Raw genomic sequence first — 24,524 nt, forward strand, 5'->3', positions numbered from 1 at the left:
TCCGAATTCATGGATTGTTGAAATAACACCATTTTACTTCATTGAATGCGAGCCCTAGCATCGGGGTTCGTCGTTTCAGGTCAACCCGCATGACTGTCAACGTGCCACACCCCCTCCGCGTCGTCGCGGTCTCCGGCGGGCTGCAGCGCCCCTCCAAGGCCGTCGCCCTGGCCGAACACCTGCTGGCGCTGATCGCCGCTGCCGTGCCGTGCGAGCAACATCTAGTCGAACTCGGAGCGTTGGCGCCGCAGTTCGCCGGCGCGGTCTGGCGCTCGCAGCTGCCGGCAACGGTGGAGCAGGAGCTTGCCGCCGTGGAGCAGGCAGACGTGGTGGTGGTGACCACGCCGGTCTATCGCGGCTCCTACACCGGGTTGTTCAAGCACTTCTTCGACTTCATCCATCAGGATGCCTTGATCGACACCCCGGTCTTGTTGGCGGCCACCGGCGGCAGCGAGCGCCATGCGCTGGTGATCGACCACCAGTTGCGGCCACTTTTCAGCTTCTTCCAGGCACGCACCTTGCCGCTGGGCGTCTACGCCACCGACCGCGACTTCCTGGACTACCGCGTGCACAACGAAGCCCTGGCCGAGCGGGCCAGGCTGGCGGTGCAGCGGGCACTGCCGCTGATCGCATTGACGCGGCAGGCAGGTGCCATCGCCGCAGAAAACGTGGCCGCGGCCTGAGGCCACCCGGTCACGGTTGCTCGGCGGGTCAACACTGCGCGCCGGCTACAGGTTCGGTTGGCAACTGTCCGCAGATCCAAAGTCCCGGCATCCATCCAGCAGGGATCCACCCCTGCGCCGAGACCTGCGCTCGTAATCAATTTCGGAAACAAGGCGTCAGCTTGCAATGACTCAAGAATTCACCTTCAGCATCAAACGTCAGCGGTTTGACGAGGACTACCGTCCCGCGGCCAATACGCGCAACACGACGAACTTTGCCAACCTGGCCAGGGGGCAGCGTCGGCAGGAAAACCTGCGCAACACGCTTGCGATGATCAACAACCGCTGCAACGACCTGGCGCATTGGGATAACCCCACCCGCGATCGCTACGCGGTGGAGCTGGACATCATCTCTGTCGAGATGAACATCGGCGAGAACGAAAGCGGCGATGCATTCCCGCTGATCGAGATATTGAAGCCCAGCATCCTCGACAAGACGAGCGGCGCGCGCATCGATGGCATCGCAGGGAACAATTTTTCCTCCTACGTGCGCGACTACGATTTCAGCGTGCTGCTGCCGGCGCACAATCAGGACGCGTCCGGCTTCAGCATCCCGAACGATTTCGGCAGCCTGCACGGAAAGCTGTTCAAGCACTTCGTGGACTCGGACGCCTACACAGCGCGTTTTGCCAAGCCGCCGGTCATCTGCATCAGCGTCTCCAGCAGCAGGGTCTATCACCGAACCGGCAACCGGCACCCCGTGCTCGGCATCGAATACAGGCAGGACGAGTTTTCCCTGACCGATCGCTACTTCGAGAAGATGGGCCTGCAGGTGCGCTATTTCATGCCTCCCAACAGTGTCGCCCCGTTGGCTTTTTACTTCTTCGGCGACCTGCTCAACGACTACACCAATCTCGAGCTGATCGGCACCATCAGCACCATGGAGACGTTCCAGAAGATTTACCGCCCGGAGATCTACAACGCCAATTCCGCTGCGGGGGCCATCTACCAGCCGAGCCTGAAGCACCAGGATTACTCCTCTACCCAGATCGTCTACGACCGGGAAGAGCGCAGCCAGCTCGCGGTGACGCAGGGCAAATTCACCGAAGAGCACTTCATCAGGCCCTACGGCAAGATTCTCGCGCAGTGGGTTTCCCACCACGCTGTCTGATCAACAAGAACGCAAGACACCACTCATCATGAAAAAGCTGCTCCCTACCTCCACCGCCGGCAGCCTGCCCAAGCCGTCCTGGCTCGCGCAGCCGGAGAAACTCTGGTCTCCCTGGAAGCTGCAGGACGAGGAACTGATCGAAGGCAAGCAGGATGCATTGCGCCTGTCGCTGCAGGAACAGCAGCACGCCGGCATCGACATCGTCAGCGACGGCGAGCAGACCCGCCAGCATTTCGTCACCACCTTCATCGAACACCTCAGCGGCGTGGATTTCGAAAAGCGCGAAACCGTCAGGATCCGCAATCGCTACGACGCCAGCGTCCCCACCGTCGTTGGCGCGGTGAGCCGCCTCAGGCCGGTGTTCGTCGACGATGCCAGGTTCCTGCGCCAGCAGACCCGCCAGCCGATCAAATGGGCGCTGCCTGGCCCGATGACGATGATCGACACCCTCTTTGACGCGCACTACAAAAGCCGCGAAAAGCTGGCGTGGGAATTTGCCGTCATCCTCAACCAGGAAGCCAGGGAGCTTGAAGCGGCCGGCGTGGACATCATCCAGTTCGACGAGCCGGCCTTCAATGTCTTCTTCGACGAGGTCAACGACTGGGGTGTTGCCACCCTCGAGCGTGCGGTCGAAGGGCTCAAGTGCGAGACCGCCGTCCACATCTGCTACGGCTACGGCATCAAGGCCAATACCGACTGGAAGCAGACCCTGGGGTCGGAGTGGCGTCAGTACGAAGAGTCGTTTCCCAAGCTGCAGACATCCACGCTCGACATCATCTCGCTGGAGTGCCACAACTCGCATGTGCCGATTGACCTGATCGAACTGGTGCGCGGCAAGAAGGTGATGGTCGGGGCCATCGACGTGGCGAGCAATACGATCGAAACGCCGGAAGAAGTGGCCGCTACGCTGCGCAAAGCGCTGCGCTTTGTCGATGCCGACAAGCTCTACCCGTCCACCAACTGCGGGATGGCGCCTCTGGCCCGGGATGTTGCAAGAGGCAAGCTCAAGGCCCTGAGTGCAGGCGCAGACATCATTCGCGCAGAACTGGCAGCCCGCTAGCGCGCCGGTGCCGGTGCTGGGTCGGCGGCCGAAGCAACAGGGCCGCGGCTAGCGCCATCCTGCCGACGCAAGCGGCCACCAAGGCTAGCGACGCAATCACTAACAAGCCCCCGCATGCGGGTAATGCTGTTCACTTAAGCAATTGAGTTACCGAAAATCTGGTATCAGACCTCTGGTATCGGATTTTTTGTGTCCCTTCAACAGCAGCTGTTCGACCTTGGCGATCTGTTCAACTTCTCCGACCTGAGCACGTTTACGCAGAATATTCCGGTGGAGTGGGTGGCCAGCGCGCTGGAACTGTCTTCCAAGGCCAGCATCCGGCGTCGGCGTCTTCCCAGTGATCAGGTGTTGTGGCTTGTCCTGGGCATGGCGTTGTTCCGTGACGAACCGGTGCACGAGGTCGCACGTCGTTTGAACATCTGCGCACAAGGGCTGGCCTCAGAAGATCTGTTGGCTCGCAGCGGTGTCAGTCAGGCGCGCGCGCGACTGGGCGCCGACCCGGTCCACCACCTGTTTGCAACGACTGGGGCGCAGTGGGGATGCGAACGCTACAAAGGCGATGAATGGCAGGGATTGCAGGTCTTTGCCGTGGATGGCGCGCTGCTGCGGACGCCAGACACTGAAGAACTGCGCGAACATTTTGGTTCCGGTAATACCAGCACGGACCGTCAGACACCATTTCCCATGCTGCGATTGGTTGCACTGATGAACGTACGCTCGCATGTCTTGCTCAATGCCCAGCTCAGTCCGTACCGGCGCAGCGAAATTCGCTTGAGCGAGCCGTTTCTACACTCCATTCCCGACCATTCGGTCACCTTGTTCGACAAAGGATTCTGGAGCGCTGATCTGTTGCTTTCGCTAGCCAACACTGGCACTGCACGCCACTGGCTGACACCAGCACGCAAAGGCCTGGTGGCTGAGGAAATCACGCGTTATGGCACTGATGATCGGTTACTGCGCATGCGTGTCTCGCCGCAGGCCAGAAAACGCAATCCAGCGCTTCCCACGCACTGGGACGTACGTGAAGTGAGCTATCTGCATCAGGGGAAGAGAAAGTCGGTGCTGACCTCGTTGCCTGTCACCACTTACAGCACCAAGTCTGTCGCACTGCTTTACCAGGAGCGATGGGAAATCGAACTGAGTTTGCGCGACATCAAAAGCTCGATGCAGCACAACGCGACGACCTTACGTAGCAAGAAGATCGACTTGGTGTACCAGGAGGTCTGGGGGTTGCTGCTGGCTTACAACATCATTCGACGTGAAGCCGGTCAGGCAGCGGAGGCGTTTGGCAAAACGCCTTCGGACATCCGATTCAAACCGGTTTGCCAGTACATCGCAGTGCAACTCATCGTGATGGCCGCAGCCAATCCAGCTTCCGCCACAGGAAGACGCTTATCCCAGCTTCGCTCAGGCATCGCGAGCCTGTTCCTCGATCACCGTCCAAGGCCTACCCGGCCAAGGACGGTGAAGATCTCGAAGACCCGCTATCCGGTAGATCGGAAGGCTGCTCCGCCTAAGTGAACAGCATTACCCGCATGCGGGGGCTTGTTGGTCTTCCATCACGGTGCAGGGATCAGTAATTGACCTGCAACTGCAGCCGCAGCAAGTCGCCTTCCACCACCGGATACGGCGCGGTGGTGACGTCGGTGCGCTTCATCTTCGAATAGGCGAACACCAGTTCCAGCGCATCCATCGGCTGCCACTCGACGCCGGCTTCCACTTCGTCCAGGCGCATGCGCGGCGCATTGGTGTCGAACTTGGAGCCGCCGCGGTAGGTCTGCCACTTCAGGTACGGCAGCAAGGTACCGTAGCTGCCATCGTGCTTGTACATCGCCTGCACGTAACCGCCGCTCAGCGAACGGGTGCGGATGCGCCGCTGTGCGACATCCAGCTCCGGGCCGCGGCCAACCGTCCACTCGGCCTGCAGGCCGAACGGCTGCGGGTAGTAGATGATGTGCGCGGCCACGCGTTGGTCGGTGTAGCCGTTCGGGTCGGTGATGGCCGGGGTGAAGCTGCGGCCACCGATGTTGACTGCCGCCGCGGTCGGCACGAAGCGGCCGCTGTAGGCGTCGGCACCCACTTCCAGGTACTGGCCGTTGGCGAACTTGAACGGGTAGGTGGCGTGCACCACCGCATGCATGCTGTCGTTGCGCTCGGCGCGGTTGGCGCCCTGGCCGTTGTACACGCCGGCACCGATCACGCCGTAGTCGCCCGAGCCCTTCAAGCCCGACTTGACCAGGTCCTGGAAGCGGCCCTTGGCCACGGTGGGGCTGTAGTAGAACACCGCACCGATATCGCGTTCGTCGCGCAGGCCGGAGTTGAGCGCGTCGGCGCGGTCCAGGGTGAGACGGTTCTGACTGGATTGCAGGTTCTCCCAGCCGTACGGCATCTTCGACTGGCCCACGCGCACGCGGTACTCGCGCTTCTTGTCGAAGTAGATGTCGGCATATGCATCGCGCAGCTGCGCGAAGTTGGAGGTGGTCGAACCGGTCGGCGTGCTCGCAAAATCCGGCTGGAAGTACAGCGACACGTGCTCGTTGAGATCGCCGCTCAGCACCAGGCGCGCACGCCGGATGCCCAGGCTCTGGTCGTTGCCGATAAAGCGGTCGCCGGGTGCGCGCAGATCCTGCGCGTCGCCGCCGATGCCCTGGTTGTAGCGGATCTGCGTGTAGCCGCGCAGGCTCAGCTTGTCGTACCACTTCTTGCCGGCCTCGCCAGCCTTGGCCGGTGCCGCAGTCGGTACGGGTGCAGGTGCGGCCTGGGCGATGGCGGTGTCGGCAGGCGCCGGTGCCGCAGGGGCGGGCGGCAAGGCCGGTGCGGCCGGCATCGCCGACGCCGGCAGCTTGCCGTTCTCGTCCACCTGCACGAACTTGCCCAGCTTGTCGCGGCCCGGGGCCGGCTCGGCGAAGATCTGCTTGGTCTTGCGGTCGACGTACAGCTCCAGCTCGGCGGCCAGCGTGCTGCCGCTGGCGGTCGCGCTGAGGGCGCACAGGACGGTGGCGAGATTGCGTTTTTTCATTGGTCCGGCTCGTGCAAGGGAAACGGGTCGGCGGCAGCGTCAGGCCGGCGCTGCCCGGCGGGCGGCGAACAAGGCGCCGGCACGCCCACCAGGCGCCCGGTCGTCCTGACGGTGCGGCAATGCGTGCAGTTATATTTAGATTTGATGTCAGTTTGGCGACATCGGCGGCCCCGCACAGCGCAACGCTGTGTCAGCTGCGTGTCTGGCGCGTGTCAGTTGTGCGACGTGCAGAAGGCGGGCCCAGCGGTGCACGCGTGGGCACCAGGCGCCGATGTGACGCTTTGGTTGCTGCCGCCGGCCATCGGGCCTGCGCTGCCTTGGGCAGATGGTGCCGCCAGGAGCAGCTGCCGACGCAAAGGCCGAAGCGCGTGCTTGGCACGGCCATGGCGTGCTGTCGTCGTCGCCAACGCGTGGGCAAGGGACGATGACTCAGAAACATGGCAAAGGCGGGTCATCGCCCGCCTTTGCCGGATCACGCACCGCGTGGCGTAGCGCCGCGCCGATGCTGCTGTGGGCTGTCGAGCAGCACCGTGCCAGGGCTCGGCTCAGCCAGCCGGCGTCGCGTGCAAGGCCGCCGCCACCGCATCGCGCAGCGGGGTGGTCGGGCGGCCGATCAGCTGGCTCAGCGTGTGGCTGTCGTCGAACAGGCTGCCGCCGCGCGAGGAGGCCGAGCACTGTGCCAGCACCTGTGCGAATGCGGCCGGCAGGCCGATCTGCACCAAGGCCGCCGCGTAGTCGGCTTCGGGCAGGTCGTGATAGACCACCGGCTTGCCCGACTGCTGCGCCACCTCGGCGGCATACTCGGCCATCGTGAAGGCGGTATCGCCGGCCAGCTCGTAGACCTTGCCGGCCTGCGCCGTGTCGGCGGCCAGCACCGCTGCGGCGGCCTCGGCATAGTCGGCGCGCGTGGCCGCACTGATCCTGCCCTCGCCGGCGCTGCCGATCACCGCGCCATGCGCCACCTCGGCCGCGAGCGAGCCGGTGTAGTTCTCGGTGTACCAGCCATTGCGCAGCAGCACGTGCGGCACGCCGCTCTCGCGCAGCAGCGCCTCGGTGGCCACATGCTCGGGTGCCAGCGACAGCGTGCTGGTATCGGCATGCAGCACGCTCGTATAGGCCAGCAACTCCACGCCGGCCCGCTTGGCGGCTTCGATCACGTTGCGGTGCTGCGGCACGCGTTCGCCCACCGCATTGGACGACACCAGCAGCACCCGGTCCACGCCCGCGAAGGCCTGATCCAGGCTCTGCGGGTCCGCGTAGTCGGCGCGACGCACGGTGATGTCGCGTTTTGCGAACTGCGTGAGTGACGCAGTATCGCGGGCCGTTGCTACGATCCGAGCGGCCGGGACACGCGCCAGCAGTGCGTCGACCACCAATGCGCCCAGCTGCCCGCTGGCGCCGGTGACGAGGATCAGGGGAGAGGTGTGTGCCATGGTGAACTCCAGCAGGTATTGATAAGAGGTGTGGTCTACTATCTAGACTCTTGGTCCGCGCACCTATTGTCAGGGCCGTTCGAACCTCCGCAAGGAGGCAGTTTTCCACCCCCTGGTTACCGTGAGATATCCCAGTGAACGCGATTGCTCTGTTTCCGCCGCCGCCGTCCCTGCAAGGCATGCCGTTCGACGCCACCAAGTGCCCGGTGCGCGACGTGCTCGATCAGATCGGCGACAAATGGACCATGCTGATCCTGCTGACGCTGATCCCCGGCCCCTCCCGCTTCAGCGCCGTCCAGCGCGCCGTGCCGGACATCTCCAAGCGCATGCTGACCCAGACCCTGCGCAACCTCGAGCGCAACGGCATGATCACCCGCAAGGTCTACGCGACCAAGCCGCCCAGCGTGGAATATGCCTTGTCCAAGCTCGGCGTCGCGCTGCTCGGGCCGATCTCGCAGCTGCTCAACTGGGCAGGCGAGAACCATGCGGCCATCCGCTCCGCACGCGAACGCTTCGATCATGCCCAGCAGCCAGCGGTCGCGCTGGATGCCGACGAAGCGATGGCGTAAGCGCCGCCCTGCAGCATCGGCAAGCGAGCTGACGGCGCTGACTTCCGGGTGGGCGCCTCGGCGCGTTGGTGGATCGCCTAGGCGCGCGCACTAAACGCAGCGGTGGATGGATTCCGCGTCCGCCAAGTGTGCTTTGTTGAGGCATCGATACTCGGGCCCGGAAGCGTAGGCGGTTCAGTGGCGGGCCCGCCATGCATCGCTGCTGTCGAGGGCACGCCCTGGCACCTGGACCCGACTCCAGAGTGACGACATCACAGCCACCACGGCCTGCCACGCACGTGGCGGGCCCGCCGTTGATCTGTGAACGCGTACTCACAAAATCCCGCGCCGGATAAACGTCTGCCAGCGCAAGCATGACGCGTGTCGCCCGCAAACCCTTGCGGCTTAAAGGGCCTGCCGCGCGCTATTGCTGCCATCGCTAATTTCAATCGCAAGCCGGCTCAAGCGTACGCACCGGCACCCGATAAGGGGCTCACCTTATCTCGCGAATCCGCTGCGCCATGCCCGTCTTCGGCACCCTGTCCGCCTCAACGCGACGCACCCTGGGCGCTGCCCTGCTCGCGCTGTGGTGCGGCTGGATCGCCGTGGCCTGGACCACGCCCCACGCGCAAGCCAACGACGTCGCCAGTGCGTGGGCGTCGGTCATCGACGGCATCGCCTTCCAGACCAATATCCTGGCCCTGAATGCCGCCGTCGAAGCCGCACGCGCCGGCGAAGAAGGCCGCGGCTTCGCCGTGGTCGCCGGTGAAGTGCGCGCGCTGGCATTGCGCTCGTCCGCCGCCGCCAGCCAGATCAAGACGCTGATCGGCGAGTCGGTCACGCATATGCAGGCCGGCGTGCAGCAGGTACGCCACGCCGGCGAAGGCATGCAGCACATCGTCGCCACCATCGGCCAAGTCAGCAGCACGCTCAGCAGGATCGCCGTCGCCTCGCAACAGGAAGCCGGCAGCATCGCGCAGGTGCATCACACCCTCGCCGGCGTAGACGCCGACATGCGCGACGGCGTCACCCGCATGCAGGACGCCAGCGCCGCCGCACGCGCCATGGGCGACCATGCCGCGCAGCTGGAAGATGCAGTGAGTGCGTTTGTGGCGGAGGCGCGCGATGGCAGCGCTGAGGCAGTGCAGAGGCTGCGCGTTGCCTGATTTACATCAGCCTATCTTTGGCGCGCGATAGCACCACGCGTGATCTTGCCTGATCGCCGGAGCTGAGGCCGGGTTTTCCAGGGCCGATAGTGCAACCACCGCTTTCGGCCGGCCGGTCCACAAAAGCTGTTCAGCGGCAGTTGCCAGCGCCTGCATCAGGCAACGCTGCAAGGCAGATGCTGTGGTGCCGATGCCTGCCGATTACTTGCGCAGCTCCCGCAGTTTGCCAGTGAACCAGGATTGGCTGGATACCGGCGCAGTGTTGCCGCAACGCACCTGATACGGCGTGCCCGACATGCTGCTCTTGGTGGCAGCAAGCTCGATGAAGGATTCGGTAGACCTCACCAGCCCCTTCTTCTGCAAGTAGTCGTACTTGCGCTGCAAGTGTTCACTGGCTTTGGGCGCCGCGTACCACGACCCATTGCGCGAAAACTCGCAGTTGGATTGCGCAAGAACCTTGAAAAGCTGATCGACCTCGCGCGTGGTAGCGGGCGAGACCCCTTGGGCTGAGACCGATGCACAGGCACCGAGCAAGAACACTGCAAGACACGATCTAACGTTCATCGACCCAATGGTAGCGCATGGCAGTGGCTTGACGACCGCCATCGAGGAGCGGTACCACACAGCTGCGGATCCGCTGCCATGGCTGCATTTCACAGCGGTTACCAGGCGGTATCAACGTCGGCTCCGGCAGCACAGCGCAGTCGGCGAGCGACATGCGCGCGTCACCTCAAGCCGGCGTCAGATGGCACCACGCCGACGCGCCCAGGCAATGCCGAACACGGAGCCAAGCGACAGCCCCAGGCCGAGGCCTTGCGGCAGGTTGCCCATTGCTGCTCCGAGGGCAGCCCCCACGGCTGCGCCGATGCCAATGCTGATGCCGACCAATTTGGAATAGAGCTTGGTATCTGCTGGTTTCAACATGAGCATTCCTTCGTTGATAGTTGAACCGATCCACCTGACGATTACATTGCGCAGGCGGGAACTAACGCGCACCACGCGTACTGATTCTAATGTCTTGGGCTCGCGTTGCAACACGGGAACTCCGCGCTGCGTAGCGGAAGCGTGACATCACGCCAACAAACAAGGCTGATTTTCAGCCCATGAGACGGCAATGCATGCCTGTTCAAGCGCATTCGGGCTCGTTATAAAAGCGTTGCTTTGCGAGCTCGGACAGACCAGCGGCAACGCAACAATGGAGTCATCAGGAAGAATGCTCAACATCGGGCGGCGCGTATCGCAACAGCATCGAACCCTCGGAGTAATTCCCGTAGTACTCGCTCGCCCTCAACCCCGGGTTCGCCTCAAAATCGATGTAAGGCTCGGAACAATGCGGGCAGCGGAAGGGATTGAGGTAGGCGTAGCTGGACCCATCCGGCGCCAACGGTAATGCGTCTTCCAGCGCAGCAAGCGCTTCGGCATCCGGCTCGGACAGCGCTGCAGGGCTGCCAGGCAGATGGCTATCGACGGTGATGGTGTACTTGCCGGACCCCGAGTAGAAGTATCCCGCGTTGCTAAAACCCGCGTGATAGGAGCGGATCAGGAACGAACGCTTGCAGTGGTCGCACTCACAGGAAAGCACCACATTGCCACTGGTGACAATTCCATTGAAGTGCAGCCCCCTGGCAAACAACCCCTTGCCTGCAAGCGCGGAACTGCTGACGCTGGCGCCCGGCAGAAAGAACGGCTGAAACCTGATCCCGGATGCTTGGCCATTCGCAAACGCATCTGGATCGAGCTGCTTGGTCTGCGAAATGACACAGTCTGCCTGGCACCCGAGGTTGGGATGCACGCGAACGGAAAAGTGGAACCACCCCGTCGCAGCACCAAGTTCATGCCGATGCACCTCTCCCGCCGAGTCGGCAAACTCCAGGACGCTATTGGCCTTCAACCATGCGGAAGGCTTGAGCTCACACGGGACATCGCTCTCGGTAACGCGGCACAACTCTCGCCCATCGGCGCGAACGATCAATAACGGAGCGGCTTTCTTCTTGAAGATGGAGAACATGCTTTCCTTGGCGGTGTGCTTGAGTAGTAGATCGGATCGCTGGGCGATTGGACAAATTTTAAGGCTTTAGCTCCGCTCGCGGCGAGTCAGGGACCATCCCCATGAAAGGAACAAGCAGACGCCAAAGAGCGTAAACAAAAAGGTGGCAAGCCCGGCCCAGGATATGCCGAATAGCCAAAAGCCAGCATGACATGCGACCGGGTCTCTCGCGATGGAGGCCGAAGTGGCACAGCGCGAGAGAGTCCTGGTGTGATGCCACCAGGTGAGCGTGACGGAAATACCGAAGAACACGAGTAGCGCAGCGAATAGCCGAAGCGCGCGATAGCCAACTGACGTCGTTGTTGATTTCGAATGTGCGCGCATGGGCAGAGCGGCCTAACGTCTGGACTAAGTAGGTTCGCGAAGCGGCTTTGGTTGAATGAATTATTAGAACTCATCGCCACGGGAAAATCGGCCACCAGCGTAGAGCAACTCGCGACAATCCTTAAAATCTAGGATGCGAAAGCGCTTTCCTGGAGATAAGTTGGTGAGGTAGTAAGCCACGTCCTCTTGATTGAACCAGGTCTTTGCCACAAGCTTTGGAGAGAAAGACTCAAGATCGATTGCGACGTATCTACTGGCTGAGCGTCGATAGAAACCCGGCGGGATCGACATCCCCCCGCCCTGAGTAGCGGCTTGGTTTAGAGTCCGGGGGTAATGATATCGGTGTTGGCCAGATGTTGGGCATAAGCAGCCGGGGTCATGCCGCCGATTGCTTTTTTGGGTCGGTCCTCGTTGTATTCGCGTCGCCAGCGTTCGATCTCAGTGCGCGCGTGCAGCAACGTCGGGAACCAGTGCTCGTTGAGGCATTCATCGCGTAGCCGGCCGTTGAAGGATTCGACGTAGGCGTTCTGGTTCGGTTTGCCTGGTTGGATCAGCCGCAACTGCACGCCACGGGCATGCGCCCAGGCGACCATTGCCTTACCGCAAAACTCCTTGCCGTTGTCGGTGCGGATCACCTGCGGCAGGCCGCGACTGTGTGCCAACCGATCCAGGACGCGCGCAACCCCGTGCCCAGAGATCGCGCGCTCCACCTCGATGGCGACCGCTTCGTGCGTTGCGTCGTCCACGATCACCAGACACTTGATCACTCGGCCTTCGGCGGAGCGGTCGAACACGAAGTCCATCGACCACACCTGGTTGGCCTGCGCTGGCCGCAGCAGCGGCTGACGCTCGCCTATTGGCACTTTTTTGCGCTTGCGCCGTCGGACCTGTAGCTGCTGTTCGCGGTACAACCGCTCCACGCGTTTGTAGTTCACGATGCGCCCTTCCTGTCGCAGTTTGAGATAGATCATCCCCACGCCATAGCGACGATGGCGATGCGCCAGCGCAAGAATGCGCTCGCGCAGTTCGCCGTTGCGGTCTTGGCGTGGGCAATAGCGCAGCGCGCTGGCGCTCATGCCGATCACTGCCAGCGCACGACGCTCGCTGGCACCACGCCCGATCCACTCGCGCACCAGCATACGACGCGCCGGTGCGCTCACCACTTTTTTCGCAACGCATCCTTGATCAGGTCGTTCTCGAACAACTGCTCGGCCAGCAACTTCTTCAGCCGCGCGTTCTCGGCCTCAAGGTCCTTGAGCCGCTTGGCATCGGGCACGCTCATGCCGCCGAACTTGCTACGCCACAGATAGTACGAGGCCTCGCTGAAGCCATGGCGCCGGCACAGATCCTTGATCGCCACGCCGCCTTCGGCTTCGCGCAGGAAGCCGATGATCTGCTCTTCGGTAAAACGCTTCTTCACGTCCAATCTCCTTGGGGTAGGGAATTGGACTCCAAACTGAGGTGCTACTCAAAATTGGGTGGACGTCGCGGAGCCAACCGCATGCACGCCCGCGAACTCACCGAAGCGGCAACCACCAACGCATTTGCTCCACCACGGCCTAACACCTGAATTAAGCCGCGCCGCGAAGCAGCGTCGGCTTGGACGAATTGTTAGGCGACAGGCCGGGAGACGAAGGCATAGATTGCTTCCTCTAGGCTGATGTTGCCGTCGTTGATGCGCTCAAGATAGAACGGCGAAAAATCTTCTTGACCCATGATTTCCTGAATCTTGCTGCTGGATAGGGTATAGAAGAAGTCGCTGGCCGCCGTAATGGACGCTGGCTCATTGTTAGCCTGATACTGTTTAGCTCGCGCCAGACAATGTTGGGCGAGGCGTACCGCGTCACGTGCGGCGACAGGGCGCACCAAGTCTTTTGGATTTTGGATCGAGCCATCCGCGAGAACGTCCGTATACATCGAGGGCTCTCGGCCGCGGCGCAGGCTGCCCATAAGTTCAAGGGACGTATCAAGCGCCTCCTTCATATTTTCTCGCTGCGTCAGGGTCAGCGATGGCCCAAAGGCGGCGATGATCTTTGACTTGTGATCTAGAAGGTTGTTCCAAGTCTTCTTGAGCACTTGCCGATCCGCCAGGTTTCGACCTGCAGCTCCGAACGCTAATGCGGACTTGCCGACTTCCTCGATGGCCGCAACAGCAAGGAAGTAGGCGCGTGCGAAATGCTCGGCACTTAGCAACGTTTCTGCCTCTTCAACTAGCGCCGTGGCGTTATCAATCGACACCACCGAAAGCTTCAAGAGTGTCTGCTTGCTGAGTTCTTGCCGCGTCGCGAAGCGGCGTCGGCTTGAATGAATTGTTAGGCTGCTCCTGGAACGGCTGCGCCCAAGTGCTTCTCTAATCTGGTGTATCGAACCGAAGGCCGTTCAGTGTGTGCGTGCAACACACGCAGAATGGTGTCATGTCTTTGGATCTCAGGTTTGAGTTTACCAGTTGTAGAACGCCGTCTTCATCAATGTATAGTCCGCTGAAATAGCTACTCTCGCCAACGCGTACGAACTCCTCCCGCTGTTCTTCATATCGTGCGACAAGCCAAAATATCGGATCAGTTGTGTCTAGCCGTGACTTGGCTTCTGCGTATATTTGACCCCAAGGCTCACCAACCTTTGACAGTAGAAAGCGAAAGAGTGGCGTGTAGTCACGTCCGTGCTTTAGCCGACCGTTCATCGATTCGCGCGCCACTTCGCTGCTAGTCGACTTCTGCGAGTTCCGACTGTGCCGAAACTCTCCACCTATGCCGTGTTTCACGCCATGAGTCCGAGTGTTGACGGAACGGTAAAGACGAGATGTGCGCATGTGTTGTGCAGCCTAACGCCTGAATTAAGCCGACCCGTACTGGATGGCACCGAAGCCGATAGTACCCAGAACGACCCGAAGTTAGCGAACCTGACGCGGGTTCGGCTTGAATGAATTGTTAGACCCTTTGCCAGCAGTCATGTGAGCGAGGATCTCTTAATCGAAACTCCGTAGGTCACCTTGGAGTAGTCGTCAGGGTATGGCTCTATGCCATGAATGTGGCGCATTACCTTGGAAAATTTGATGTTAGAGACGGAGAAATGGTAGCCGTAGGCGATCAGATCCTGTTCATTGGCTGCTCTAACATCTTTGCCGTCGAAAGTCCGCAACCTCAACCCGTCTGGAGTGCCAACTACATGGTACGGTCGCGGGATATTGGTTGGTAGTTCTTGGCGACCAATTACTTTCCATCGGCCGTGCCACAGGAGTTCGTCCCCCGTCCTTGCAATGAGAGCGATCTCGACTCCAAATAGGTCAGGAGCTCCCTCGTGGGCGCCGAACAGCGGCTGATACACGCAGAGATAAAGCTCCTGTCCTTCGTCAATTACGTGACCAATGGCAATACGGCTTTCATCCACTGGAATGGATATGAGATCGCCCACCTTTAGTGTGCGCCATGAGGTTCTTGCCATAGGGTCTAACTACTATTGGACCGCCTAAGCGCGGTGTTGCGCCAAGTATCGACTAAGGCGGGGGGTCTGGAAAGGGGGAATTCTTATTCCGTAACAATGACTTGCCGGACGGCAACAGGCAGTCTTTGCGTCGATGCTGGTTGCGTTAGCCGACGTTTGAGTAGGCGTATGAGTTACACCCGTGGCGATGCAGGCGTAATGACGCCTCTGACTCCGAAGCTGTTGGATCAGGTCCGTGCTGGGCTGCGGCTTCGTCAGTACAGCTGCGAGCAGGCATCTGTGGGCTGGATCCGACGCTTCATTCTGGCCAACGGCCAACGGCAAACGGCATCCAGTACAGATGGGGCGGGCAGAGGTCGAGGCGTTCCTCACTGAACTGACGACGCGGGGCCAGGCGTCGGCCGGAACGCAGAATCAGGCACTGACGGCGCTGCTGTTCCTGTATCGCGAGGTTTGTGCGTTGAGTTGCCCTGGATGGAGAAATTGCGGCGCGCCAAGCGGGCGCGGCCCATTCCGGTGGTGCTCTCGGCCGAGGAGGTCGCGCGCACCGTGCAGGAGCTGTTGGGTCACAACGGCGTGGCAACCACGTAGATCTACACGCATGTGCTCGGGCGCGGGGCTTCGGCGGTGCGCAGCTCGCTGGATGGGCTGGGCATCGGCGGTGGATGATGTTGCCGCCAGGAAAAGCCAACCCGCTGTGGCGGTTGCGGTCAGGAGTTGGGGCTGAAGTGCCTTCCACAGTCCTATGCCGGGAGTCGATGAAGACCGCTAAGAATCCGCGGTCTTCATGGCAACGCCTCAGCCGTCCAGCATCGCCTTGTCCCGCACCGCACCCTTGTCCGCACTGGTCGCCAGCAACGCATACGCCTTCAACGCGGTGGTGACCTTGCGCGGGCGCACCTCCACCGGCTTCCAGCCCCTGGCATCTTGCTCTGCGCGACGAAGAGCAAGTTCCTCGTCCGAGATCAGCAGATTGATCGAGCGGTTGGGGATGTCGATCAGGATCTTGTCGCCGTCGCGCACCAGGCCGATCGCGCCGCCTGCGGCGGCTTCCGGCGAGGCGTGGCCGATCGACAGGCCCGAGGTGCCGCCGGAGAAGCGGCCGTCGGTGAGCAGGGCGCATTGCTTGCCCAGGCCCTTGGATTTGAGATAGCTGGTGGGGTAGAGCATTTCCTGCATGCCGGGGCCGCCCTTGGGGCCTTCGTAGCGGATCACCACGATATCGCCGGCTTTCACTTCGTCGGCCAGGATGCCCTTCACTGCCGAATCCTGGCTCTCAAAGACGCGCACATTGCCTTCGAACACGTGGATGGATTCGTCCACGCCTGCGGTCTTCACCACGCAGCCGTCGCGGGCGATATTGCCGTACAGCACGGCCAGGCCGCCCTCCTGCGAGAACGCATGCGCGACATCGCGGATGCAGCCTTCGCTGCGATCGGTGTCCAACGTGTCCCAGCGTGTTGCCTGGCTGAAGGCAATCTGCGTGGGGATGCCGGCCGGGCCGGCCTTGTAGAACGTGTGCACGGTCTCTGCGTCGGTCTGGGTGACATCCCATTGCGCGATGGCATCGGCCAGCGTGCGTGCGTGCACCGTGGCCGCGTTGGTATGCAGCAGGCCGCCACGCGCCAGCTCGCCGAGGATGGCCATGATGCCGCCGGCGCGGTGCACGTCTTCGATGTGGTACTTGGGCGTGTTTGGGGCGACCTTGCACAGCTGCGGCACGCGCTTGGACAGGCGGTCGATATCGCGCATGCCGAATGGCACGTCGCCTTCCTGCGCGGCGGCGAGCAGATGCAGGATGGTGTTGGTCGAGCCGCCCATGGCGATATCCAGCGTCATCGCGTTTTCGAAGGCTTCGAAGGTGGCGATGCCGCGCGGCAAGGCGGTGGCATCTTCGCCGCCATACCAGCGGTGGCACAGCTCCACCGCCACGCGCCCGGCGCGCAAAAACAATTGCTCGCGGTCGGCATGCGTGGCCACCACGGTGCCGTTGCCCGGCAGCGACAGGCCCAGCGCTTCGGTCAGGCAGTTCATCGAGTTGGCGGTGAACATGCCCGAGCACGAGCCGCAGGTGGGGCAGGCGCTGCGTTCGAACTCGGCCACCTTTTCGTCGGAGGCGCTGTCGTCGGCGGCGATCACCATCGCGTCGATCAGATCGAGCTTGTGTTCGGCCAGCTTGGTCTTGCCGGCTTCCATCGGGCCGCCGGAGACGAACACGGTGGGGATGTTGAGCCGCAGCGCGGCCATCAACATGCCGGGGGTAATCTTGTCGCAATTGGAAATGCACACCAGCGCGTCGGCGCAATGCGCGTTGACCATGTATTCGACCGAGTCGGCGATGATCTCGCGGCTGGGCAGCGAATACAGCATGCCGTCGTGACCCATGGCGATGCCGTCGTCCACGGCGATGGTGTCGAACTCCTTGGCCACGCCGCCGACGCGTTCGATCTCGCGCGCGACCAGCTGGCCGAGATCCTTCAGATGCACGTGCCCGGGCACGAACTGCGTGAACGAGTTGGCGATGGCGATGATGGGCTTGTGGAAGTCCCCATCCTTCATGCCGGTGGCGCGCCACAGTGCGCGGGCACCGGCCATGTTGCGGCCGTGGGTGGAGGTCTTGGAGCGGTACTCGGGCATGGCGAATTCGACGGCTGATTGGCGAGCGGTGGCTGGCAATTAGACCGCGTCGTGACTGTTGCTGCTGCAACGGTCGCGGCGCGCTCCGGTGATCTGGCACGGTAGCACGCGGGCCAGGGCACGCCGTGGCGGTGGGGGAGGGCGCGGGCCGCGCGCATCGCACAGGCGGCGCCGGAGCGTTCGCCGGCACGGCGCGCGAACACGCGCCTCCCGCACGCGGCGCCCGCTGGTCGGCTTGGCCTGTAATGCGATGTAAACGTATGCGGTGTTGCATGCAGTGCCCGGAGTGCAAACCGGAGCGCAGATTGCGCCGCTGCCACACCGGCACCATCGCCGTCAGACCGGTGCGGCAGAGGGGAGCACCAGCGCCAAGGATCTCCACCAACGGCACCGCAGGAGGCGCCCATGTCCGACCATCCACACCCACGCCGCACGGCAGCGGCAGCCCCACATCTCATCGACCAGACGCCGGCAGCAACAGCCGGCATCACCCGCCGTCGCGTGCTGCAGGGCGCAGCCGGCGCGGTGGCACTGGCCGGCCTCGGGTGGGGCGGCCGCGCGGCTGCGCAGAGCGCCACCCTGCCGTTCGCGGGCCTGAACCTGTCGGGCCTGGCCTCCAACAGCTATGTGGAGAATGCCGAGATCGGCACCCACTATCGCGCCATTGCCGCACAGCACGTGGCCGCCGCCGGGGCCTGCCCGCTGTTCCGGCTGCCGACCACCGCCGCGCGCTTCACGCGGGGGCAGGGGCTGGCCTTGAACGAGACCTACTGCAGCCAGGTCCAGGATGCGCTGGACCACATCGCCGCCCGCGGCAAGCGCGCCATCGTTGAGCTGCATGACTACATGCGCCTGCCGCAGCGGGTGGCCGTCAAGTCGGGCTATCGGCGCGACGCCAGCGGAACGCTTGTGGATGCGCGCGGCAACCGCATCGACGACCCGGCGGCCGCCGCGGTCTGGGCCGACACCTATCCGCTGCGCAACTTCGGCTACCAGGGCTATTTCGATCGCCGCGACGGGCTGCTCAAGTTGTACGAATACCGCGTGATCGGCACGCCGGGGTGCACGCTCTACAACGCGTCCGGCCTGCCCGACCTGTGGGCACGCATCGTCAGCCGGTTCCGACAGCACCCGGCGGTGTTCGGCTGGGGCGTGATGAACGAGCCCTATCAGGGCGACGAACGCGCCGCCGACGGCAGCGTGCTGTCGATGGCGGCGCACTGGCAGAACACCGCCACCGCGTGCTGCAAGACCATCATCGATCGCGACCGCGACCACTTCGTGTTCGTGTGCGGCAACGGCTATGCCAGTGCCCGGCTCTGGCAGGAGGATTCGATGGGCCTGTTCGACATCCCCGATCCCTATAACCGCATCGTCTACGAAGCGCACAACTATCTGGACAACAACGGGGCTGGCGGCGGCAACTGGGTCGGACCGGGCGGGCGCAACGAAGCGATCCAGCCCGATACCGGCATCACGATGGTGACGCCCTTCATCGACGCCCTGCGGGATGCCGGCAAGCGCGGTTATCTCGGCGAGCACGGCTACCCGGCCGGCAACCGCAGCGCGGAGGTCGCCACCACGCGCATGCTGGCCCATCTGCAGGCCAACAATATCCCCAGCACGCAGTGGTGCTTCGGCCCCGGCTGGCCGGATGACGACGTGCTGGGCATGAGCTACGACGTGGGCGCGGACATCCAGGCCAAGAGCAATCTCGCTGCGGTGCAGGCCTTCTTCGACGTGCGCCTGTCCGGCTACGTGCCGCCACCGCGCTAACTCCGGCGCCACCGCGGCCCGGAGGACGCGGCGGTTTACACTGATGGCATGCGCATGGACGTCCCGTGCCGCGCCGGCTGCGCGGCCTGTTGTATTGCCCCGTCGATCAGTTCGGCGATCCCCGGCATGCCGCAGGGCAAGCCGGCGGGCGTGCCCTGCGTGCAGCTCGATGGCCAGGGCCGGTGTCGCCTGTTCGGCTTGCCGACGCGGCCGGCAGTGTGCGCCAGCCTGCGTCCGTCCGAGGACATGTGCGGCGCTTCGCGCGCCCAGGCGCTGGCCACGTTGACGGCACTGGAGCACGCCACGCGGCCGTGAGCCGCGCCAGGTCCCGGCGTCCTTGCCGCCATGCAGCCCCGCCGCCATGCAAACCGCGGCTGGCTGCGGCTGCGCTGCATCCCGGACAGCCAGGGCGGTGCGGCCTGCTGCGTGTCGCTGCCGTCACCTCTCTGCGCGTCGGCTCGTCGGCTGCGTCAGGCAACGGGCGTCTGCAGCAGGCACATCCAGCTCGAAGGCGGTGCAGCGCCCGCGTCGCGGGGGATGCGGGCCTGCAGCCGCAGGGCGGGGACCAGGATTCAACCGGCGCTGGCGCCGCCCAGATACTGATCCTTGAGCCGCACATAATGCTGCGCGGAGTAATGCAGGCTCTCGATTTCCTTGTCGCTGAGGGTGCGGGCCAGGCGCGCGGGATTGCCCAGCCACAGTTCGCCTTCGCCGACGATCTTGCCTGGGCCGACCACCGCGCCGGCACCGACAAAACCGTAGCGCTTGACGGTGGCGCCGTCGAGCACGCAGGCGCCCATGCCGATCAGGCACAGGTCTTCGATGGTGCAGGCATGCAGGATGGTGCCGTGGCCGACCGTGACGTCGGCACCGATCAGCGTCGGATAGCCGGCCTTGTTGAACGGGCTATGGTGACTGACGTGGATGATGGTGCCGTCCTGCACGTTGGTGCGTGCGCCGATCTGCACATGATTGACGTCGCCGCGAATCACCGTGCCCGGCCACACCGATACGTCATCGCCCAGGCTCACCTTGCCGATGATGGTGCAGGCAGGATCGACATAGACGCGTGCGCCCAGTTGCGGGGTGTGGTCCAGGAACGAGCGAATCGGGGTCACGATGATCTCCGGCATGTCGGCGCCGCCCGGTGCGGGCACTGCCGGCATGATAGCGGGGCGACGTCGGCATGCGGGAAGCGCTGGCGCGCAGCGAAACTGTCCGGCTATAGCCGGACATGACGCAGCGGCCCGGCATGTTGAAACAGCCGCCGGCGAACGCATGGGATGCGCCTGCACTTTCGCTGCAGCCCCGAATGGATCCAGCTGCGGCACTGCTCAGCGAAGTTTGCAGTCGTGCGCATCCTGCGCCGTTCGAACCCGCTGCCACGAAATTCGCGTGCCATGCCCGCACCACGGGTGTGGCATGGAGCTTCGCCATCCGGAGCCGCTGAACCTGATGGCTGCCCGGTCCGATCGCGCGCCAGGTCACGGCGCGATCTTCAGCGCTGGCCGCGTGTACGCGCCTGTGGCGGCTGACCGCCAGCGTGCCGTGGATGGCCTGCAGCATGCCGCCGCTGCCTGGGGCGGCGCGGGGCCGGGCATATGCCCGCCGGCGCGTTGAACGGCTCAGGCAACGGTCGCCACGCCGCGCTGGCGAGGCCGACCGGTCCAAAGAAATCCTGCGTATTGCCGATAACCCGACAGACCCCTCCATCGTCGTGGCGGGCTCTTCCGCGGACCATTTGCAGATCAGCGCCGGCATGCTCAGAACCATCGACTCAGATCAACTCCGCCCCGGCATGTACGTCTACAAGCTGCTGGGCGCGTGGGTGCACCATCCGTTCTGGAAGACCTCGTTCCTGGTCGATTCGGAGGATGTGGACAAGATCCACAGCAGCCGGATCGAGCAACTGGTGATCGACACCGCGCGTGGCCTGGATCTGGAAACGGGTGCACCCGATCAGGAGCCCGAGCCGTCGGTACCGCCGCCACCGGCGCCACCGGCGCCACCGGCGCCTGAGCCGTCCGAACCGGCCGCCACCACGCGTACCGCGCGGACCAATAGCGTCACCGCGCAGGTCGGCATCGAGTCCGAAGTGGTGCGCGCACGCAAGATCTTCGAAGACGGCCGCGATACGGTCGAGGCGATGTTCCGCGATGTGCGGCTTGGCCGCACCGTCGACACCGAGGCGGCGATGCCGCTGGTGGAAGCCATCAACGATTCGGTCCTGCGGCATCCGCAGGCCTTGATCAGCGTGGCAAGGCTCAAGACCGCCGACGACTACACCTATCTGCATTCGATGGCGGTGGCCGGCCTGATGAGCGGGCTGGCGCGCCAGCTCGGTCTGCCCGAAGGGCAGGTGGTCGAGGCGGCCATGGGCGGCCTGCTGCACGACATGGGCAAGGCGGTGACGCCGCTGGACATCCTCAACAAGCCCGGCAAGCTCACCGACGAAGAGATGGCGATCATGCGCCAGCACCCGCTGGACGGTCATCGCCTGCTGCTGGCCGGCGGGGTGCAGAACGCGGTGGTGCTGGAGATCGCGTTGCACCACCACGAGAAGATGGACGGCAGCGGCTACCCGAACCGCTTGGCGGGCGAGAACATCGCGCTGATGTCGCGGATGGGCGCGGTGTGCGATGTGTACGACGCCATCAGCTCGGACCGCCCCTACAAGCGCGGCTGGGATCCGGCCGAATCGCTCAAGCGCATGGCGTCGTGGCAGGGGCACTTCGACCCGGTGGTGTTTCAGGCCTTCGTGCGCCGGCTGGGGATTTATCCGGTCGGCTCGTTGGTGCGGCTGGAGTCGCAGAAACTGGCGGTGGTCATCGAGCAGACCCCCGATGCGCTGCTCAAGCCCAAGGTGCGCGTGTTCTATTCGGCCAAGCTGCGCAGCCATGTGCTGGTGCAGGACATCGACCTGTCGCGCCCGGACTGCCAGGACCGCATCGCGCAGATGGAAAGCCCCTCGGACTGGGGCTTCCGCGATCTCGAGAAGCTCTGGTTGCCGTAACCCGTAATCCGCTGGCCACAGGCCGCGCGCGTGCACGCGGCCTACCTGGCGCGGAGATGCGCCGGGCGAGTGGGCTGGGTCCGCAGGCGTCGTCTGGCGAAGGCCGCAGCCTTGCCGTCGTGATTGCCACCAACGCTGCCAGGCCCGGCATGCCGCGCGCACCTGTGCCCGGCGTGCCGGTCACAGGCGGTTGCCACCATGCCTGCCAAGTCCATCGGCCCGCCTGGTCAACCTGGCGAGCGCGACCATGCTGCGCTGCAGCTTGGCAATGTAGTTATGATCCATAACTATTCCGGAACGCAATCACTTGCCGACCCCGGATCCCATGTCGCAGCCGTGCCTGGATGACCGTCGCTTCCCACACCTGTGTGCCGCCGCATGCGGCCGCCAAGTGCTGGCGCTGGACTGGCACCAGCCTGTGGCGACCTGCCTGCATGGCGGTGCCACGCGGTTGGCGGCCACGCCTACATCGGCATGCCTGCGCGCGTCTACAATGCAGCTCACGCCGCGGATCGGCGTTGCGGGCGGTGAGCGTTGCGCGCACCGGTCCGCCTGTCGTCTTCGCTGCGAGAACCGTCATGTCCGTCACTGCCACTGCCGTACCGCTGCCGGATGCCGTCACCACGGTGGATCAGGCACGCCTGCTGCGGCTGCTGGGCTACCGCATCACCCGCACCGAGTTGCTGGTGCGGCGGATGTTTCAGGACTGCGTGGCTGCGTTCGACCTCAAGCCGGTCGACTTCTCGCTGCTGATGCTGGTGGGTGGCAACCCGGGCATCAACCAGCGCCAGATCGGCGACGTGCTGCACGTGTCGGCGCCCAACCTGGCGATCGTGGTGGCACGCCTGGTCAAGCGCCGCCTGCTGCGGCAGGTGCGGGGACGCCAGGACCGACGCATGCAGCATCTGTCGCTGACCAGCGCCGGCGTGACCCTGCTGAGCGCTGCAGAGGCCGAAGTGCTGCGCATGGAACAGCAGCTCAGCGTGGTGCTTGGCAGCAGCGAGGCGCCGTTGCTGCGCGCACTCGACCGGCTGGATCGTCTGGACACCGCGTAATCCGCCGCTGCCGTGCAGGCGCACGGCCAGCTTTCCTGTTGACCTGCGCACGCGCCGTTGCCGGCGTGTCGATCGCGCCTGCCTGACCGTTGTCCCGCCGCAGTTCCCGCTGTCCCTCCCAATGCTGGAGATGTTCGCAGTGAGCTATCGATCGGTCTTGTCTGGGTTGTCTTCCCGCGCGTCGGCACTGCGCCGCGCAGCGTTTGGCATGCTGTCGCTGCTTGCTGCCGGCACGGCCGGCGCACAGAACCTGCCGCAGAGTACGACGCTGACCAACGGCATCAATACCGGCGGCACCAGCTATCTGGACGGCTTCACCCGCACCACGCCCGGCTGGGCGGTGATCACCTATCTGCGCCAGAGTTCACTGGACGCGATCAAGGATTCCCGCGGCGACGACGTGCCGGTGTTCGACCGCCCACGCATCGATTCCACGCTGCTGCTGACCCAGGTCGCCTATGTCACCCCGTACAAGCTCTTCGGCGGCGCAGTGGGCATCAACACGCTGCTGCCGCTGATCAACCTGGATGCCTCGTTCGGGCGCAACAGCATTGCCAGCTTGCGCGACAACGGCGCCGGCGTGGGCGACCTGACCTTCGGCCCGTATCTGCAGATGCTGCCGGTGATCCGCAATGGCAGGCCGGTGTTTTCGCAGCGCTTCGAAATCGATGCGATCGCGCCAATCGGCAAGTTCGACCGCGACCGCGACCTCAATCAGGGCGCCGGCTACTGGTCGCTGGTGCCGCAATATGCGTTCACGGTGTTCCCGACGCCCAACTGGGAAGTCAGTGCACGCATCAACTACATCTACAACTTTCGCAGCGAGCGGCGCCCGAACCTGCCGCCGGGCTTCGAGTTCCGCAACGGCCAGGCCGGCGACGCGGGCTGGATCAACTTCGCCACCTCCTGGGAAGTGGTACCCGACATCCGACTTGGCGTGAATGCCTATTACCTCACCCAGTTCCGCGACAACCGAACCAATGGGCAGCGCGTGGCCGACACCCGCCAGAGCGTGTTCTATGCCGGCCCCGGCGGCGTGTGGCGGATGGATGCCAACAACATGCTGTTTGCCAACCTGTATCTGCCGGTGGAGGTCAAGAACGCTGCCTCCGGCAACAACGTCAACCTGCAGTACGTCCATGTGTTCTAGCGCCGGCACGGCCGGCCTCTTC

Annotated in this window: 21 protein-coding genes and 1 pseudogene; 12 read left to right on the forward strand and 10 right to left on the reverse strand. The window is 63.7% G+C overall.

The features are described from left to right. Positions 1-89 precede the first annotated feature (89 nt). The 4 genes from msuE to XARJCFBP2528_RS07865 all read left to right on the forward strand — a co-directional run bounded on the left by msuE (position 90) and on the right by XARJCFBP2528_RS07865 (position 4,414). On the forward strand, positions 90-683 hold the full coding sequence (gene msuE, locus XARJCFBP2528_RS07850; protein ID WP_016904547.1) for an FMN reductase: 594 nt from the start codon (positions 90-92) through the stop codon (positions 681-683). Between the two features lie 166 nt (positions 684-849). Next, positions 850-1,833, forward strand: a complete 984-nt coding sequence (locus XARJCFBP2528_RS07855; RefSeq protein WP_016904546.1) for a DUF1852 domain-containing protein — start codon at positions 850-852, stop codon at positions 1,831-1,833. A gap of 28 nt (positions 1,834-1,861) precedes the next feature. Further along, complete coding sequence (locus tag XARJCFBP2528_RS07860) at positions 1,862-2,893, forward strand: methionine synthase (protein ID WP_016904545.1); 1,032 nt, start codon at positions 1,862-1,864, stop codon at positions 2,891-2,893. A 189-nt stretch (positions 2,894-3,082) separates the two neighbouring features. Next, entirely contained in the window at positions 3,083-4,414 is a 1,332-nt protein-coding gene (locus XARJCFBP2528_RS07865; protein WP_016905121.1) for an IS4 family transposase, read from the forward strand. 52 nt (positions 4,415-4,466) lie between these two features. Here XARJCFBP2528_RS07865 and XARJCFBP2528_RS07870 read toward each other — a convergent pair whose 3' ends face one another. Both XARJCFBP2528_RS07870 and XARJCFBP2528_RS07875 read right to left on the reverse strand, forming a co-directional pair. Beyond that, positions 4,467-5,912 (reverse strand): OprO/OprP family phosphate-selective porin, encoded by a 1,446-nt coding sequence (locus XARJCFBP2528_RS07870; RefSeq protein ID WP_016904511.1) that lies wholly within the window; start codon positions 5,910-5,912, stop codon positions 4,467-4,469. Between the two features lie 545 nt (positions 5,913-6,457). Further along, positions 6,458-7,345: an SDR family oxidoreductase gene (locus tag XARJCFBP2528_RS07875; RefSeq protein ID WP_016904510.1), complete on the reverse strand. Its 888-nt coding sequence runs from the start codon at positions 7,343-7,345 to the stop codon at positions 6,458-6,460. A 134-nt stretch (positions 7,346-7,479) separates the two neighbouring features. Between XARJCFBP2528_RS07875 and XARJCFBP2528_RS07880 the strand changes: the two genes are divergently transcribed. Both XARJCFBP2528_RS07880 and XARJCFBP2528_RS21630 read left to right on the forward strand, forming a co-directional pair. Then, the gene (locus XARJCFBP2528_RS07880) at positions 7,480-7,914 is read left to right on the forward strand and encodes a winged helix-turn-helix transcriptional regulator (RefSeq protein WP_016904509.1); all 435 of its coding nucleotides are present in this window, start codon (positions 7,480-7,482) and stop codon (positions 7,912-7,914) included. Positions 7,915-8,414: 500 nt separating this feature from the next. Then, positions 8,415-9,059, forward strand: coding sequence for a methyl-accepting chemotaxis protein (locus XARJCFBP2528_RS21630; RefSeq protein ID WP_052767993.1), 645 nt, complete (start codon positions 8,415-8,417; stop codon positions 9,057-9,059). Positions 9,060-9,260: 201 nt separating this feature from the next. Here the strand turns inward: XARJCFBP2528_RS21630 and XARJCFBP2528_RS07890 are convergent, their stop codons facing one another. The 6 genes from XARJCFBP2528_RS07890 to XARJCFBP2528_RS07920 all read right to left on the reverse strand — a co-directional run bounded on the left by XARJCFBP2528_RS07890 (position 9,261) and on the right by XARJCFBP2528_RS07920 (position 14,841). Next, positions 9,261-9,599 (reverse strand): YfeK family protein, encoded by a 339-nt coding sequence (locus tag XARJCFBP2528_RS07890; protein WP_231103910.1) that lies wholly within the window; start codon positions 9,597-9,599, stop codon positions 9,261-9,263. 201 nt (positions 9,600-9,800) lie between these two features. Next, a complete protein-coding gene (locus XARJCFBP2528_RS24110) occupies positions 9,801-10,097 on the reverse strand; it encodes a glycine zipper domain-containing protein (RefSeq protein WP_232621145.1) in 297 nt (98 codons plus the stop codon). Positions 10,098-10,263: 166 nt separating this feature from the next. After that, positions 10,264-11,067: a hypothetical protein gene (locus tag XARJCFBP2528_RS07900; protein ID WP_016904504.1), complete on the reverse strand. Its 804-nt coding sequence runs from the start codon at positions 11,065-11,067 to the stop codon at positions 10,264-10,266. 680 nt (positions 11,068-11,747) lie between these two features. Further along, positions 11,748-12,850, reverse strand: a protein-coding gene (locus tag XARJCFBP2528_RS07905; RefSeq protein WP_155410708.1) for an IS3-like element IS1403 family transposase whose coding sequence is annotated in 2 segments (ribosomal slippage) — positions 11,748-12,592 and positions 12,592-12,850 — 1,104 coding nt in all. Because the reading frame shifts where the segments join, the coding sequence is not laid out codon by codon here. A 191-nt stretch (positions 12,851-13,041) separates the two neighbouring features. After that, positions 13,042-13,683 (reverse strand): AbiV family abortive infection protein, encoded by a 642-nt coding sequence (locus tag XARJCFBP2528_RS07915; protein WP_248802050.1) that lies wholly within the window; start codon positions 13,681-13,683, stop codon positions 13,042-13,044. A 693-nt stretch (positions 13,684-14,376) separates the two neighbouring features. Continuing rightward, a complete protein-coding gene (locus XARJCFBP2528_RS07920) occupies positions 14,377-14,841 on the reverse strand; it encodes a hypothetical protein (RefSeq protein WP_144424298.1) in 465 nt (154 codons plus the stop codon). A 228-nt stretch (positions 14,842-15,069) separates the two neighbouring features. On the opposite strand from XARJCFBP2528_RS07920, the pseudogene XARJCFBP2528_RS23310 reads away from it, so the two are divergent. Next, positions 15,070-15,438, forward strand: a pseudogene (locus XARJCFBP2528_RS23310) (phage integrase N-terminal SAM-like domain-containing protein); the annotation flags it as partial. A gap of 231 nt (positions 15,439-15,669) precedes the next feature. On the opposite strand, the gene ilvD reads toward XARJCFBP2528_RS23310, so the two are convergent. Continuing rightward, positions 15,670-17,508 carry a dihydroxy-acid dehydratase gene (gene ilvD / locus XARJCFBP2528_RS07930; RefSeq protein ID WP_016903493.1) on the reverse strand — a complete coding sequence of 613 codons (1,839 nt, stop codon included), beginning with the start codon at positions 17,506-17,508 and terminating at the stop codon, positions 15,670-15,672. 405 nt (positions 17,509-17,913) lie between these two features. Here ilvD and XARJCFBP2528_RS07935 point away from each other — a divergent pair, with 405 nt between their 5' ends. After that, positions 17,914-19,284 carry a glycoside hydrolase family 5 protein gene (locus tag XARJCFBP2528_RS07935; protein ID WP_026064578.1) on the forward strand — a complete coding sequence of 457 codons (1,371 nt, stop codon included), beginning with the start codon at positions 17,914-17,916 and terminating at the stop codon, positions 19,282-19,284. Between the two features lie 54 nt (positions 19,285-19,338). Beyond that, positions 19,339-19,599 carry a YkgJ family cysteine cluster protein gene (locus XARJCFBP2528_RS07940; RefSeq protein ID WP_374057752.1) on the forward strand — a complete coding sequence of 87 codons (261 nt, stop codon included), beginning with the start codon at positions 19,339-19,341 and terminating at the stop codon, positions 19,597-19,599. A gap of 257 nt (positions 19,600-19,856) precedes the next feature. Here XARJCFBP2528_RS07940 and XARJCFBP2528_RS07945 read toward each other — a convergent pair whose 3' ends face one another. After that, positions 19,857-20,402, reverse strand: a complete 546-nt coding sequence (locus XARJCFBP2528_RS07945; protein ID WP_026064577.1) for a gamma carbonic anhydrase family protein — start codon at positions 20,400-20,402, stop codon at positions 19,857-19,859. Positions 20,403-21,043: 641 nt separating this feature from the next. Between XARJCFBP2528_RS07945 and XARJCFBP2528_RS07955 the strand changes: the two genes are divergently transcribed. The 3 genes from XARJCFBP2528_RS07955 (at position 21,044) to XARJCFBP2528_RS07965 (ending at position 24,502) form a co-directional block, all read left to right on the forward strand. Beyond that, positions 21,044-22,297, forward strand: coding sequence for a cyclic di-GMP phosphodiesterase (locus XARJCFBP2528_RS07955; protein ID WP_047124684.1), 1,254 nt, complete (start codon positions 21,044-21,046; stop codon positions 22,295-22,297). Between the two features lie 578 nt (positions 22,298-22,875). Continuing rightward, positions 22,876-23,352, forward strand: coding sequence for a MarR family winged helix-turn-helix transcriptional regulator (locus XARJCFBP2528_RS07960; protein ID WP_016903485.1), 477 nt, complete (start codon positions 22,876-22,878; stop codon positions 23,350-23,352). A gap of 121 nt (positions 23,353-23,473) precedes the next feature. Further along, positions 23,474-24,502 carry a SphA family protein gene (locus XARJCFBP2528_RS07965; protein WP_026064574.1) on the forward strand — a complete coding sequence of 343 codons (1,029 nt, stop codon included), beginning with the start codon at positions 23,474-23,476 and terminating at the stop codon, positions 24,500-24,502. The last annotated feature ends 22 nt before the right edge of the window (positions 24,503-24,524 follow it).

This window comes from Xanthomonas arboricola pv. juglandis, from assembly GCF_001013475.1.
In the GTDB taxonomy this organism is placed as follows: domain Bacteria; phylum Pseudomonadota; class Gammaproteobacteria; order Xanthomonadales; family Xanthomonadaceae; genus Xanthomonas; species Xanthomonas arboricola.